The organism is Fodinicurvata sp. EGI_FJ10296 (assembly GCF_040712075.1).
GTDB lineage: Bacteria > Pseudomonadota > Alphaproteobacteria > DSM-16000 > Inquilinaceae > JBFCVL01.
Genome location: NZ_JBFCVL010000007.1, coordinates 122,630 through 137,489, shown reverse-complemented (window position 1 = coordinate 137,489; position 14,860 = coordinate 122,630). Strand labels below are relative to the sequence as shown.

The window sequence follows — 14,860 nt, the reverse complement described above, 5'->3', positions numbered from 1 at the left end:
CTCAGCTGCACTCAGCGCCTTCCGCTATGTCGGGTTCGGAGGTACCGAACCCGGCGTAGCTGGGTGCTTTTTGTCGTTTTCGGTCGGTTGTGAAACCGAAGAAGCGCCTCGGCAGTTGCCGGCGGACTCAACCGGAGCAAGGCAGTGCGGCGAATGCGGCACGGAAAGGTGCAGGCCTTCCGTCCATGCTTCGCCGAACCGCCCTGCGCCGGATCGAACCGCAGTATACGGTAGCACCGCGGTACTAGGCCAACCCTGCTTTATCGAGGGGCATATATGACCAAGTCATTCACGGGTCGTAAGCGCGTCCGCAAGAGCTTCGGGCGAATTCCCGAGGTCGCCCAGATGCCCAATCTGATCGAGGTTCAACGTAGTTCCTACGATCAGTTTCTGCAGATGCACATTAGGCCGGAGGATCGGCAGTTCCTCGGTCTGCAGGAGGTATTCAAGTCGGTCTTCCCGATCAGGGATTTCTCCGAGCGGGCCGAGATCGATTTCGTGCATTATGAGCTGGAACACCCGAAATACGACATTGAAGAATGTCAGCAACGCGGGCTGACCTATGCCGCCCCGCTGAAGGTGACGTTGCGTCTGACGGTTTTCGACGTGGAAGAGGAAACCGGTCTGAAGTCCATCCGGGACATCAAGGAGCAGGACGTCTATATGGGCGATATGCCCTTGATGACCGGGAACGGCACGTTCGTCATCAACGGTACCGAGCGAGTCATCGTATCGCAGATGCACCGTAGCCCCGGTGTTTTCTTTGACCACGATAAGGGAAAGACACACGCATCCGGAAAATACCTGTTTGCTGCGCGCGTTATCCCGTATCGCGGGTCGTGGCTCGATTTCGAATTCGACGCCAAGGACGTTCTCTATGTCCGGATCGACCGTCGGCGTAAACTTCCGTCTTCCACGCTGCTACTGGCGCTTGACAGTGCCGAGACAGAGCGGCGGCGGGCAGAAGTCAGAGAGGAAGGCCGCCAACTCGCGCCTTACGAAGCGATTGGCATGGGCCGCGAGGAGATACTTCAGTATTTCTACGAGACGATCACGTTCAAGCGGTCCAATGATGGCTGGACGACCCCGTTCGATCAGGAGCGGCTGCGCGGGGTCAAGCTGACGAACGATCTGATTAACGCCGACACCGGAGAGGTTGCGGCCGAAGCCGGCACGAAAATGACGCCACGCACTGCGAAAAAGCTCGTCGAGGCGGGACTTCAGAACCAGCTCGTGGCACAGGAAGAATTGACGGGCCGCTATCTGGCAGCGGATGTGATCGACGAGTCGACGGGAGAGGTGTTCTTCGAAGCCGGCGATGAAGTTGACGAGGCCATGCTGGCGACTTTTGTCGAAAAAGGCATCGACGAGTTGCCGGTTCTTGCCATTGACCATTCGAATGTCGGGCCGTATCTGCGCAATACGTTGGCAGTCGACAAGAACGCGACGCGTGAAGACGCACTGATCGATATATATCGGGTGATGCGGCCGGGCGAACCCCCGACGCTGGAATCGGCGGAAAAGCTGTTCAACGACCTTTTCTTCGAATCGGAGCGGTACGATCTTTCTGCCGTCGGTCGCGTGAAGATGAACTCGCGTCTCGGACTCGAGACCGATGATCAGATGCGCGTACTTCGCAAGACCGATATCCTTGAAATACTGCGCATTTTGCTGGACCTCAAGGACGGTCGGGGAGAGATCGATGACATCGATAACCTTGCCAACCGGCGCGTGCGGTCGGTCGGTGAGTTGATGGAAAACCAGTACCGGGTCGGGCTTCTGCGCATGGAGCGGGCGATCCGGGAACGGATGAGCAGCGTCGATATCGACACTGTCATGCCCCATGATCTCATCAATGCCAAACCTGCAGCCGCGGCTGTACGCGAATTTTTTGGTTCGTCTCAGCTTTCGCAGTTTATGGACCAGACGAATCCGCTTTCTGAGATTACGCATAAACGCCGGCTGTCTGCGCTTGGCCCGGGCGGTCTGACCCGCGAGCGCGCTGGCTTCGAGGTCCGCGACGTTCATCCGACTCACTATGGCCGAATCTGCCCTATCGAGACGCCTGAAGGACCCAATATCGGTCTGATTAATAGCTTGGCGACTTACGCACGTGTCAATAAATACGGCTTCATCGAGAGTCCGTATCGGCGAGTCGTGTCCGGGCAGGTTACGGACGAAGTCATCTATCTCTCCGCCATGGAAGAGAGCCGGTTCACAATTGCCCAGGCAAATGCGGAATTGGATGGTGAGGGCCGGTTCGTCTCCGAACTGATCTCCACGCGGTCCGGCGGCGACTACATGCTATCGCGGCCGGAGGCGATAGATCTCATCGACGTCAGTCCAAAGCAGATTGTTTCCGTGGCGGCGGCATTGATCCCGTTCCTGGAAAACGATGATGCGAACCGGGCATTGATGGGCTCGAACATGCAACGCCAGGCCGTGCCGCTGCTGCGCGCCGAGGCGCCGCTGGTGGGCACCGGTATGGAAGGCACCGTGGCCAAGGACTCCGGCGTGGCGCTTAGCGCGCGGCGAACCGGAGTCGTCGATCAGGTTGACGGCACGCGTATCGTCATTCGGGCGACGGAGGATATCGCAGACGGCGCTTCGAACGTCGATATCTATAACCTTCTGAAGTTCCAGCGGTCGAATCAGAACACCTGCATTACCCAGCGGCCGGTCGTGCGCAAGGGCGACTGGATCAACAAGGGTGACATTATCGCCGACGGTCCGTCGACGGATCTGGGCGACCTGGCTTTGGGGCGGAACGTGCTCGTCGCTTTCATGCCCTGGAATGGCTACAACTTCGAGGACTCGATCCTTCTTTCTGAACGGATCGTTCGCGACGACGTTTTCACCTCGATCCATATCGAAGAGTTCGAGGTGATGGCCCGCGATACGAAGCTTGGCCAGGAAGAAATCACGCGCGACATTCCCAATGTTGGCGAGGAAAGCCTTCGTCAGCTTGACGAGGCGGGCATCGTCTATGTCGGCGCCGAGGTGAATCCTGGCGATATTCTCGTTGGCAAGGTGACGCCAAAGGGCGAGAGCCCGATGACGCCGGAAGAAAAGCTGCTGCGGGCGATATTCGGTGAGAAGGCGTCAGACGTGCGGGACACGTCGCTACGGTTACCACCAGGTGTAACGGGAACCATTGTAGAAGTTCGTGTTTTCTCACGCCGAGGCGTGGACAAGGACGAGCGGGCATTGGCCATCGAGCGGGCAGAGATCGAGCGGCTGGCCAAGGACCGCGATGATGAACGCGGTATTCTGGAGCGCGGCTATGTTGCCCGGCTTCGGGAACAGCTAGTAGGCCGGCCGGCGGTTTCCGGACCGAGGGGATTCCCGACTGGGCGACCGATCGAGGAGGCCGATCTCAGCGCTTTGTCGGTTCCGCAATGGAAGCAGATCACTGTCGATGACGAGACGGTGATGACCGACGTTGAAGCTGTGGTGCAGCAGTTCGAGCAGTCGGTGCAGAATTTGCAGCGTCGGTTTGAAGACAAGGTAGACAAGCTCCAGCGCGGTGACGAATTACCTCCTGGTGTCATGAAGATGGTCAAGGTGTTCATAGCCATCAAACGCAAGATGCAGCCTGGGGACAAGATGGCAGGTCGCCATGGTAACAAGGGCGTCGTCTCGCGCATCATGCCCGTCGAAGACATGCCGTATCTTGAAGACGGGACACCAGCTGATATCGTCCTCAATCCACTGGGCGTGCCGTCCCGTATGAATGTGGGGCAGATTCTCGAGACGCATCTGGGGTGGGCCTCGGCCAATCTTGGGAAGCAGATTGCGGAAATGCTTGAGTCGATCAATGGTCAGATGAACGACCCGGCCAAGCAGACCCTGTTGGACAAGCTCAAGAAGATCTACGGAGACGAACAGTTCCGTGAGGACGTGTCCGATCTGGATGATGCTGAACTTCTTGAGATGGCGGGCAACCTTCGCAATGGCGTACCAATGGCCACGCCTGTCTTTGATGGCGCTCGCGAAGATGACATTGTCGACATGCTTCTACAGGCCGGCCTGGAGTCGAGCGGACAGGTGACGTTGTTCGATGGCCGCACCGGTGAGCAGTTCCATCGCATGGTGACCGTCGGATACATCTATATGTTGAAGCTGCACCATCTTGTGGACGACAAGATCCATGCCCGATCGATTGGTCCCTACAGCCTCGTCACCCAGCAACCGTTGGGCGGTAAGGCCCAGTTCGGCGGTCAGCGATTTGGTGAAATGGAAGTTTGGGCACTGCAGGCGTATGGCGCTGCGTACACGCTTCAGGAAATGCTGACGGTCAAGTCGGACGATGTTTCCGGTCGAACGAAAGTTTATGAGGCGATCGTACGCGGGGACGACAATTTCGAAAGCGGTATTCCCGAGAGCTTCAATGTTCTGGTCAAAGAACTGCGGTCCCTCGGCTTGAACGTCGAACTCGGCCAAAGTGACTGATGCCTTTTCAGGGGCCGGCAGTGTCGGCTCCTGACCCGACTACGCCCCGGCGGGGGGTCGCGGCCCCGCAGGTGGCTTTTTCCGCGCGAGGAATATTTTTAGGAGTCGGTGCATGAACGAGTTGATCAATATCCTCGGCCAGGTCACCAGCCCGCAAAGCTTCGATCAAATTCGAATCTCGATCGCGAGTTCAGAGCAAATTCGCTCGTGGTCTTATGGCGAGATCAAGAAGCCGGAAACGATCAATTATCGTACGTTCAAGCCAGAACGGGACGGATTGTTTTGTGCGCGCATATTCGGTCCGATCAAGGACTACGAATGCCTGTGCGGCAAATACAAACGGATGAAGTACAAGGGCATCGTTTGCGAAAAATGCGGTGTCGAAGTGACCCTGTCCAAAGTCCGCCGTGAGCGGATGGGCCACATCGATCTTGCCTGTCCAGTTGCGCATATCTGGTTCCTGAAATCGTTGCCGAGTCGGATCGGATTGATGGTCGATATGACCCTCAAGGATCTTGAACGCGTACTGTATTTCGAGAATTTTGTCGTCATAGAGCCCGGTCTCACGCCGTTGAAACGGAATCAGCTGCTCAGTGAGGACGAATTCGCGCGCTATCAGGACGAATTCGGTGAGGACTCCTTTACCGCCAAGATCGGCGCCGAAGCGTTGAAAGATATGCTGCAGGCGATCGATCTCGAAGAAGATCGGAAGACGGTACGGGAAGATCTTCGCGAAACGGGCTCCGAAGCCAAGCGCAAAAAACTCGTGAAGCGGCTGAAGCTGATCGAGGCGTTCATGGAGAGCGGCACCCGACCGGAATGCATGATCCTTGACGTCGTTCCTGTCATCCCGCCGGAATTGCGGCCACTGGTGCCGTTGGACGGCGGGCGTTTCGCGACATCGGATCTGAATGATCTCTACCGGCGGGTCATCAATCGAAACAATCGCCTGAAGCGGCTTATGGAACTGCGGGCGCCCGATATCATCGTGCGCAATGAAAAGCGAATGCTGCAGGAAGCTGTCGACGCGCTGTTTGACAACGGTCGGCGCGGCCGGGTTATAACCGGCGCGAACAAACGTCCGCTGAAATCCATGTCGGACATGTTGAAAGGCAAACAGGGTCGGTTCCGCCAAAACCTACTTGGAAAGCGCGTGGACTACTCTGGCCGTTCGGTCATTGTCGTCGGTCCAGAGTTGAAGCTCCATCAATGCGGCCTGCCGAAAAAGATGGCGCTGGAGCTTTTCAAGCCGTTCATCTACCACAAGCTTGAACTTTACGGGATGGCTTCGACCATCAAGGCTGCCAAGCGGATGGTCGAAAAGGAACGCCCAGAGGTGTGGGGTATCCTCGATGAAGTTATTCGCGAGCATCCGGTTATGCTCAATCGGGCGCCGACGCTGCACCGTCTCGGTATTCAGGCCTTCGAGCCCGTACTGATCGAAGGCAAGGCGATACAGCTCCACCCTCTGGTTTGTACGGCTTTCAACGCCGACTTTGATGGCGACCAAATGGCAGTGCATGTGCCGTTGTCGCTCGAGGCGCAGCTTGAAGCCCGCGTTCTCATGATGTCGACGAACAATATCCTGTCGCCGGCCAATGGCAAACCGATCATCGTGCCGTCGCAGGATATTGTCCTCGGGCTCTATTATCTGTCGATGGAGCGGGCCGAAAAGCTTGGGCGCGTCGTGTCGATCGACAGCCGCGAAGCGTTGGACGCCGCTATCGATCATAGCGATGTCGTGTTGTGCAACGCTGACAAGCGCGTGGTGGATCCGGCGACCGTCGATCGCGACACCCTGTTTGCCGGTTTGCAGGATGGCAGCTTCGTTGCTCATCAGGTGCCGCGCTTCTCATCGATTGGCGAGATCGAGGCGGCGCTGGCCAGCGGCGCGATTGGTATGCATACGCGGATTAAATCCCGTTTCAAGACGGTCGATGCCGACGGACAGCCAATCGTTCAACGGGTGTCGGCCACGCCGGGGCGGATGCTGCTTTCGCAGATTCTGCCCAAGCATCCGGCGATACCTTTTGACCTCGTCAATCAAATGCTGACGAAAAAAGAAGTGACCAACGTCCTCGATACGGTCTATCGCCACTGCGGTCAGAAGGAATCGGTCATATTCGCCGACCAGATGATGTCGCTGGGCTTCAACTATGCATGCCGTGCTGGTATATCCTTCGGCAAGGATGACATGGTCATTCCAGCGGCCAAAGCCGAATTGGTCGCAGAAGCGTCGGAGCTGGTCAAAGAGTATGAAAATCAGTACCTGGAAGGCCTGATTACCCGCGGCGAGAAATACAACAAGGTTGTCGACGTGTGGTCGAACTGCACGGACAGGGTCGCCGATGAAATGATGAAGGAAATCTCGTCGACATTGACGGACCCGACGCGTGAAGTGAATTCCGTCTATATGATGGCCCATTCCGGGGCCCGCGGGTCGGCTGCCCAGATTCGCCAGCTTGCGGGGATGCGCGGGTTGATGGCGAAACCGTCGGGCGAGATCATTGAGACGCCGATCATCTCCAATTTCAAGGAGGGCCTGACAGTCCTCGAGTACTTCAACTCAACCCACGGCGCCCGTAAGGGATTGGCTGACACAGCATTGAAAACGGCCAATTCCGGTTACCTGACTCGCCGCCTCGTCGACGTGTCCCAGGATTGCGTCGTGGTAGAGAGCGATTGCGGGACAACGAGGGGCGTTCGGGCGAAGGCCGTCATCGACGGCGGTGAAATCATCGCCTCGCTGGGCGATCGCATCCTGGGTCGGACCGTTCAAGAGGACATCAAGGATCCTCAGACCGGTGAAGTCATTGCGGCAAAGGGTGACCTGCTGGATGAACCGACAGTGGAGCGTATTGAAAGCCGAGCTGTCGACAGTGTCTATATGCGGTCCCCGCTGACTTGCGAAACACGCAACGGCATCTGTGCAGCATGCTATGGCAGGGATCTGGCGCGTGGGACCCGGGTCAACATTGGTGAAGCGGTTGGTGTCATCGCCGCTCAGTCGATCGGCGAGCCCGGAACACAGTTGACGATGCGCACGTTCCATATCGGGGGTGCCGCTCAACGTGGAGCAGAGCAGTCATTCGTCGAAGCGTCGTTCGACGCGACTGTGCGGATCAAGAACCGGAATATTGTTGAGAATTCTCAGGGCGCATTGATCGTCATGAGCCGCAACACCGAAGTTCAGCTGATCGACGATGCGGGGCTGGAAAGGGCACGGCACAAGATTCCATATGGCTCGCGATTGGCGGCAGATGAAGGCGTCAGGGTGGAGCGTGGCGCTCGTCTGGCAGAATGGGATCCTTACACGATCCCGATCATAACTGAGCGCGAGGGTGTCGTAACATTTGTCGATATGGTCGACGGAATCTCGGTGCGGGACGTGGTGGACGAACAGACGGGCATCGCGTCCAAGGTCGTCGTCGACTGGCGGCAACAGCCGAAAGGTGGTGACCTTAAGCCGCGAATCACGCTTCGTGACGATGATGGAGAAGTGGTGAGCTTGCCAAATGGTTTGGAGGCGCGCTACTACATGTCGGTCGATGCTATTCTGTCGGTAGAAAACGGAGCACGAGTCCAGGCTGGTGATGTGCTGGCGCGAATTCCTCGCGAAAGCTCGAAGACCCGTGATATTACCGGTGGTTTGCCACGCGTCGCTGAATTGTTCGAGGCACGCAAGCCCAAAGATTATGCAATCATCTCGGAGATTGCCGGCCGCGTCGAATTTGGCAAGGACTACAAGACAAAACGTCGTGTGGTTGTGCGGCCCGAGGCGGCGGCAGATGACGGTTCGGAGTTGGAAGCCCGGGAATACATGATCCCGAAGGGGAAACATCTGTCTGTCCACGAGGGTGACCACGTAGAGCGTGGCGATCTGCTTATGGACGGAAACCCGGTTCCGCATGATATCCTTGCTGTCATGGGCGTGGAGGCACTGGCGAATTACCTCATCAACGAGGTTCAGGACGTGTATCGGCTGCAGGGCGTCAAGATCAACGATAAGCATATCGAGGTTATCGTCCGCCAGATGTTGCAGAAGATTGAAATAACGGATCCTGGCGAGACGACATTCCTTGTTGGTGAACAGGTCGACCGTGAGGAGTTTGACGAGGTCAACCAGAAGACGGAGACCGAGGGGTATCGTACTGCCAGTGGAATGCCTGTCCTGCAGGGTATTACCAAGGCATCGCTCCAAACGCGTTCCTTCATCTCGGCAGCATCGTTCCAGGAGACAACCCGTGTTCTGACGGAAGCTGCTGTTGCCGGCAAGATCGATGGGCTCGTTGGCCTCAAGGAAAACGTGATCGTCGGATCTTTGATACCGGCCGGAACCGGAGCCTATGTCAGTCGCGTGAAGAAAGTTGCGGCAAAGCGGGATCGAAATGTTACGCAAGGATATGCAGGCGATATGGATTTCCTTGAGGGGCATTCGGACTCCGGTGAAAGCTCCGCTGCATAATTGACTCGATGCAGGTGCCTCGACTCGTTTCTGATCGCCAGCAGGGCTCGGTTTCGTGGTTCATGGACGGACATCGATGGTCCGTCCGTGGCCCATGCTGCCGGCCGCCTTGTGACAGGCATGACCGTTTATTGACGAGGGCAGCGAGGAGTCTTCTTGACGTGCTGTGCGGCCATACGTATAGTCCGCGAACCTTGACGGGACCTGGCAGTAGACGAACGCTGTCTAGACGCTGATCGCCGTCGGTGAAATGACGATAGATCGTGGCGAATCCATCCACGCCGCCAAAGAAAGCCGCCGGAGTCCGCATCGCGGAAACGCCTGGCTGGCTTTCTTTTGTTTTGCGCATCGTCTTGCATCGGCGACACAGCAGGAAAAGCAATCGGGCGCCACCGGTTCCTTTCAGGGCTCGGCGGTCTGTGGCGGAGCTCGTTCCGCTATTGGACTGATAATCTAACGAGTTTTAAAAAAGGGCTGATATGCCAACGATCAATCAGTTGATCCGTAAGCCGCGTACGCCGGTGCGGGCGCGCAACAAGGTTCCGGCGCTGGAGGCCTGCCCCCAGAAACGCGGCGTATGCACCCGCGTCTATACGACCACCCCGAAGAAGCCGAACTCGGCACTTCGTAAGGTAGCGCGTGTCCGACTGACGAACGGCTTCGAGGTCACGAGCTATATTCCGGGTGAGGGGCATAACCTTCAGGAGCATTCGGTCGTGCTGATCCGTGGCGGCCGCGTAAAGGATCTTCCCGGCGTCCGGTACCACACGGTTCGCGGTGCATTGGACACGCAGGGTGTGAAAAACCGGAAGCAGCGCCGTTCAAAGTATGGCGCGAAACGACCGAAGTAAGGGATAGATCATGTCACGGCGTCATAGAGCAGAAAAACGCGATGTCCTCCCGGATCCGAAGTTCGGGGACGTCGTAATAAGCAAGTTTATGAGCAATGTTATGCGCGACGGCAAGAAGTCCATCGCCGAAGGAATCGTATACGGAGCGTTGGAGCGGCTTGAAAGCCGCGCGAAGGCGGATCCGGTTCAGCTGTTTCACGACGCGCTCGGCAATGTTCGTCCGCAGGTCGAAGTTCGCTCGCGACGGGTCGGCGGTGCGACCTATCAGGTGCCGGTGGAAGTGCGGTCCGAGCGGAGCCAGGCATTGGCCATTCGTTGGCTGATAGTCGCCGCGCGGAAGCGCTCTGAAACGACGATGGTTGACCGTCTGTGCAACGAACTTCTCGATGCCGCCAACCAACGCGGCGCCGCGGTAAAGAAGCGAGAAGATACGCATAAGATGGCAGAGGCCAACAAAGCGTTCTCGCATTACCGCTGGTAAGGCGATTAACCGACTGCAAACCGGGAATGGCATAATGTCTTTGAAGCGCCAGACACCGATCGCCAATTACCGAAATATCGGTATTATGGCGCATATCGATGCGGGTAAAACGACGACTACGGAACGCATCCTGTACTATACGGGGCGTTCGCACAAAATCGGCGAGGTCCATGACGGCGCCGCGACGATGGATTGGATGGAGCAGGAACAGGAGCGCGGCATAACGATTACGTCGGCCGCGACGACCTGCTTCTGGCGGGATCATCGCGTCAATATCATTGACACGCCGGGACACGTCGATTTCACAATTGAAGTCGAAAGATCGCTTCGCGTACTTGATGGTGCGGTTGCTGTCTTCGACTCCGTTGCTGGTGTTGAACCTCAATCGGAAACGGTCTGGCGCCAAGCGGACAAGTACAAGGTTCCGCGTATGTGTTTCATCAATAAGATGGATCGCATGGGCGCAAACTTTTACCGCAGCGTCGACATGATTGTTGATCGGCTGGGTGCGACGCCTTTGGTATTGCAGCTGCCGATTGGGAGCGAAGCAGAGTTTGCCGGCGTAATCGATCTCGTTGAGATGAGGGCGATTATCTGGAAAGACGAGTCGCTCGGAGCGGAATTCGAGTATCGGGAAATTCCGGAAGAACTCAAGGAGCATGCTGCGGAATGGCGGTACAAGCTTCTCGAGATGGCCGTGGAGCATGACGATGCGGCGATGGAAGCTTACCTCGAGGGCAAGGAGCCGGACGCCGATACGCTGAGAAGTTGTATCCGAAAGGGCACAATCGGTCTCAGTTTCGTTCCGGTTATGCTCGGCACTGCCTTTAAGAACAAAGGTATTCAGCCGCTTCTGGACGCCGTGGTTGATTACCTTCCGTCGCCGTTCGATGTGGAGAGGGTTGAGGGAATTGTCCCCTCCACCGAAGAGAAGGTTTCCCGGCCGACAGACGATGAAGCCCCTTTCTCGGCATTGGCATTCAAGATCATGTCGGATCCCTATGTAGGGACGCTGACATTCGTGCGGGTCTATTCCGGTACCGTTGAAGCCGGCAGCTATCTGTTCAACAGCGTAAAAGAGCAGCGGGAACGCGTGGGTCGTATGCTGTTGATGCATGCGAACACAAGAGAAGAAATCAAATTCGCGTCAGCGGGCGACATTGTTGCGCTGGTCGGTCTGAAGAACACGACGACCGGCGATACGTTGTGCGATCCATCGAAGCCGATCATTCTGGAGCGGATGGAGTTTCCCGACCCGGTTATTGAAGTTGCGGTGGAACCCAAATCCAAGGCTGACCAGGAAAAGATGTCGACGGCTCTTCAACGGCTGGCGGCGGAGGATCCATCTTTCCGCGTTAGTGTTGACCATGAAAGCGGGCAAACGGTCATCAAGGGAATGGGTGAGCTTCACCTTGACATTCTCGTCGACCGCATGCGCCGGGAATTCAAAGTTGACGCGAATGTTGGTGCGCCGCAGGTCGCCTATCGTGAGACAATTTCGGCGAAGGCCGAAGTGGATTACACGCACAAGAAGCAAACTGGCGGCTCCGGTCAATTCGCTCGAATAAAGTTGCAGTTCGAGCCGCTCGAGCGGAGCGAAGGCTTCAAATTCGAGAGCAAGATCGTCGGCGGTTCCGTGCCGAAGGAATACATCCCTGGCGTTCAGCATGGGTTGGAGTCTTCCAAGGAAACTGGCGTGATCGCTGGCTTCCCGATGGTCGATTTCAAAGTGACCCTCATTGATGGCGCCTATCATGATGTCGATTCGAGTGTCATGGCCTTTGAAATCGCGTCCCGTGCGGCCTATCGGGAAGGGATTCCCAAGGCGAAGCCGGTTCTTCTCGAGCCTGTGATGCGGGTCGAGGTGGTCACCCCCGAAGAATATATGGGTGACATTATCGGCGATCTGAACAGCCGGCGCGGTAACGTCACGGGAATGGAAAACCGCGGGAACGCAAATGTCGTGAACGCGATGGTCCCGCTCGCGAACATGTTCGGGTATGTGAACACCCTGCGTTCGATGTCACAGGGGCGTGCGCAATACAGTATGTTCTTTGACCATTACGACCCGGTACCTCAGGCGATCGCCGATGAGGTGAAGGCGAAGCTAGCCTAGCGGTCCAAGAGCGGCATTCTGAGAACGGAGAATTTGATAACATGGCCAAGGCAAAGTTTGAGCGGACGAAGCCGCATGCGAACATAGGAACGATCGGTCACGTTGACCACGGCAAGACGACGCTGACGGCGGCGATCACGAAGGTTTTGTTCGAGTCATCCGGTTCCGGCAGTTATCTGGCGTATGACGCGATCGACAAGGCGCCCGAAGAGAAGGCGCGCGGGATCACGATTTCGACGGCGCATGTGGAATACGAGACGGATGCGCGTCACTATGCGCATGTGGACTGTCCTGGCCACGCCGACTACGTGAAGAACATGATCACGGGTGCGGCGCAGATGGACGGTGCGATTCTGGTGGTTTCGGCGGCGGACGGCCCGATGCCGCAGACCCGTGAGCACATCCTTCTGGCACGCCAGGTTGGCGTTCCCGGTCTGGTGGTGTTCATGAACAAATGCGACCAGGTGGATGACGAAGAGCTGCTTGAGCTTGTGGAGATGGAAATCCGCGAGTTGCTGAGTTCGTATGATTTCCCAGGCGACGATATTCCGATCGTGAAGGGTTCGGCGCTGGCGGCGATCGAGGGCACGGACGACAAGCTTGGCAAGGAAGCCATTCTTGAGCTGATGAAGCAGGTCGACGCGTATATACCGACGCCTGAGCGTCCGAAGGACCTGCCGTTCCTGATGCCGATCGAAGACGTGTTTTCGATTTCGGGCCGTGGCACGGTCGTGACGGGGCGTGTGGAGCGCGGGATCGTCAAGGTGGGTGAAGAGGTCGAGATTGTCGGCCTTCACAAGACGGTCAAGACGGTTTGCACCGGCGTTGAGATGTTCCGCAAGCTGCTGGACAGCGGCGAGGCGGGGGACAACATCGGCGCACTGCTTCGCGGGACGAAGCGTGAAGATGTCGAGCGTGGCCAGGTGCTGGCGAAGCCGGGCTCGATCACGCCGCACACGAAGTTCAAGGCCGAAGCGTACATTCTGACCAAGGAAGAGGGCGGTCGCCACACGCCGTTTTTCTCGAATTACCGGCCGCAATTCTATTTCCGAACGACGGACGTGACGGGCAGCGTGACCCTTCCGGAAGGCACGGAGATGGTCATGCCGGGGGACAACGTGTCGATGGAAGTGACACTGATCGCGCCGATCGCGATGGATGAAGGCCTTCGGTTCGCAATCCGCGAAGGCGGCCGTACCGTTGGCGCCGGCGTCGTCGCTTCGATCGTCGAATAAGTGTTACTGGTTCGGCCCCGCTTGCGCGGGGACGGACTTTTGCTCTGGCATGCGGGAACGTCGGCGTGTATAAGGCGCCGGCTTCCCTCATGCATTTTCGTTTGAGGTCGACTGTTCGCGATGTATCCGTCGGTCAATCGGCGGGGACCTCTCGGCACTCACAGACAAACCAGGACAGGTAATGGACAGTCAAAATATCAGGATACGATTGAAAGCGTTCGACCATAGGGTCTTGGACCAGTCGACGTCCGAAATCGTTTCGACGGCAAAGCGGACCGGCGCCCAGGTGCGCGGCCCGATACCGCTTCCGACTCGGATGGAGCGTTACACCGTGCTGCGGTCGCCGCACATCGATAAGAAGTCGCGTGAGCAGTTCGAGATCCGCACCCACAAGCGTTTGCTCGACATCGTCGATCCGACGCCGCAGACGGTCGATGCGCTGATGAAGCTCGACCTTGCGGCCGGCGTGGATGTCGAAATCAAGCTCTAAGGGGGGCGACATGCGTTCCGGAATTATTGCGCAAAAAGTGGGTATGACGCGCGTCTTCACTGACGAGGGCGTTCATGTTCCTGTAACGGTTCTTAAAGTCGATTCATGTCAGGTGATCGCTGTCAGGCGTACCGAAAATGACGGCTATTCCGCTGTTCAACTCGGCGCAGGCAAAGCGAAGGTCAAGAACGTTAGCAAGCCGATGCGCGGACACTTTGCGAAGGCTCTTGTCGAGCCAAAGCGGAAAGTCTGTGAGTTCCGGGTTGGCGATGACGAATTGCTGGATGTCGGCGACGAATTGACGGCGGACCATTTTGTTCCAGGCCAGTTTGTCGATGTGACAGGCACATCGATCGGTAAGGGATTTGCCGGTCCGATGAAACGGCATGGGTTCGCCGGTCTTCGGGCATCGCACGGTGTATCTGTGTCTCACCGAGCGCACGGATCGACGGGTCAGAATCAGGATCCGGGCCGGGTTTTCAAGGGCAAGAAAATGGCCGGCCACATGGGTGATCGGCGAGTGACGGTTCAGAATCTTTCCGTTGTGTCGACAGATGTGGAACGGGGTCTGGTCCTTGTTCGTGGCGCTGTCCCGGGGTCCGAGGGCGGCTGGGTCTTTATAAGTGACGCTGTTAAGCGGCCCCTGCCTGATGCGGCTCCTCGCCCCGGTGCGGTCCGCAAGGCATCGGCAAGCACCACGTCCGGTGAATCGGATGGTTCCAGCGAACCTGCCGAGTCGGCTGCCGGCACAGAGAGCGGGAACTGAGACG

8 protein-coding genes are annotated in these 14,860 nt (G+C 57.4%); all 8 read left to right on the top strand.

The genetic code is table 11. The annotated features are described in order from the left end of the window. The first annotated feature begins 276 nt into the window (after window positions 1–276). The 8 genes from rpoB to rplC all read left to right on the top strand — a co-directional run bounded on the left by rpoB (window position 277) and on the right by rplC (window position 14,856). Window positions 277–4,452 carry a DNA-directed RNA polymerase subunit beta gene (gene rpoB / locus ABZ728_RS16475; protein WP_366657333.1) on the top strand — a complete coding sequence of 1,392 codons (4,176 nt, stop codon included), beginning with the start codon at window positions 277–279 and terminating at the stop codon, window positions 4,450–4,452. 112 nt (window positions 4,453–4,564) lie between these two features. Continuing rightward, complete coding sequence (gene rpoC / locus ABZ728_RS16470) at window positions 4,565–8,917, top strand: DNA-directed RNA polymerase subunit beta' (RefSeq protein WP_366657332.1); 4,353 nt, start codon at window positions 4,565–4,567, stop codon at window positions 8,915–8,917. Window positions 8,918–9,396: 479 nt separating this feature from the next. After that, a complete protein-coding gene (gene rpsL / locus ABZ728_RS16465) occupies window positions 9,397–9,768 on the top strand; it encodes a 30S ribosomal protein S12 (RefSeq protein ID WP_366657331.1) in 372 nt (123 codons plus the stop codon). A gap of 10 nt (window positions 9,769–9,778) precedes the next feature. Next, window positions 9,779–10,249 carry a 30S ribosomal protein S7 gene (gene rpsG / locus ABZ728_RS16460; protein WP_366657330.1) on the top strand — a complete coding sequence of 157 codons (471 nt, stop codon included), beginning with the start codon at window positions 9,779–9,781 and terminating at the stop codon, window positions 10,247–10,249. A gap of 40 nt (window positions 10,250–10,289) precedes the next feature. Further along, window positions 10,290–12,365 carry an elongation factor G gene (gene fusA, locus ABZ728_RS16455; protein WP_366657488.1) on the top strand — a complete coding sequence of 692 codons (2,076 nt, stop codon included), beginning with the start codon at window positions 10,290–10,292 and terminating at the stop codon, window positions 12,363–12,365. A 41-nt stretch (window positions 12,366–12,406) separates the two neighbouring features. Next, on the top strand, window positions 12,407–13,600 hold the full coding sequence (tuf, locus tag ABZ728_RS16450) for an elongation factor Tu (RefSeq protein WP_366657329.1): 1,194 nt from the start codon (window positions 12,407–12,409) through the stop codon (window positions 13,598–13,600). 181 nt (window positions 13,601–13,781) lie between these two features. Next, a complete protein-coding gene (gene rpsJ, locus ABZ728_RS16445; RefSeq protein ID WP_366657328.1) occupies window positions 13,782–14,090 on the top strand; it encodes a 30S ribosomal protein S10 in 309 nt (102 codons plus the stop codon). 10 nt (window positions 14,091–14,100) lie between these two features. Continuing rightward, window positions 14,101–14,856 (top strand): 50S ribosomal protein L3, encoded by a 756-nt coding sequence (gene rplC, locus ABZ728_RS16440; RefSeq protein WP_366657327.1) that lies wholly within the window; start codon window positions 14,101–14,103, stop codon window positions 14,854–14,856. The last annotated feature ends 4 nt before the right edge of the window (window positions 14,857–14,860 follow it).

Bases quoted from the DNA above. Each gene is read 5' to 3' on its own strand.
- rpoC (WP_366657332.1), top strand. From the start codon at position 4,565: ATGAACGAGTTGATCAATATCCTCGGCCAGGTCACCAGCCCGCAAAGC.
- rpsJ (WP_366657328.1), top strand. From the start codon at position 13,782: ATGGACAGTCAAAATATCAGGATACGATTGAAAGCGTTCGACCATAGG.
- rpsL (WP_366657331.1), top strand. From the start codon at position 9,397: ATGCCAACGATCAATCAGTTGATCCGTAAGCCGCGTACGCCGGTGCGG.
- rpoB (WP_366657333.1), top strand. From the start codon at position 277: ATGACCAAGTCATTCACGGGTCGTAAGCGCGTCCGCAAGAGCTTCGGG.
- rpsG (WP_366657330.1), top strand. From the start codon at position 9,779: ATGTCACGGCGTCATAGAGCAGAAAAACGCGATGTCCTCCCGGATCCG.
- rplC (WP_366657327.1), top strand. From the start codon at position 14,101: ATGCGTTCCGGAATTATTGCGCAAAAAGTGGGTATGACGCGCGTCTTC.
- tuf (WP_366657329.1), top strand. From the start codon at position 12,407: ATGGCCAAGGCAAAGTTTGAGCGGACGAAGCCGCATGCGAACATAGGA.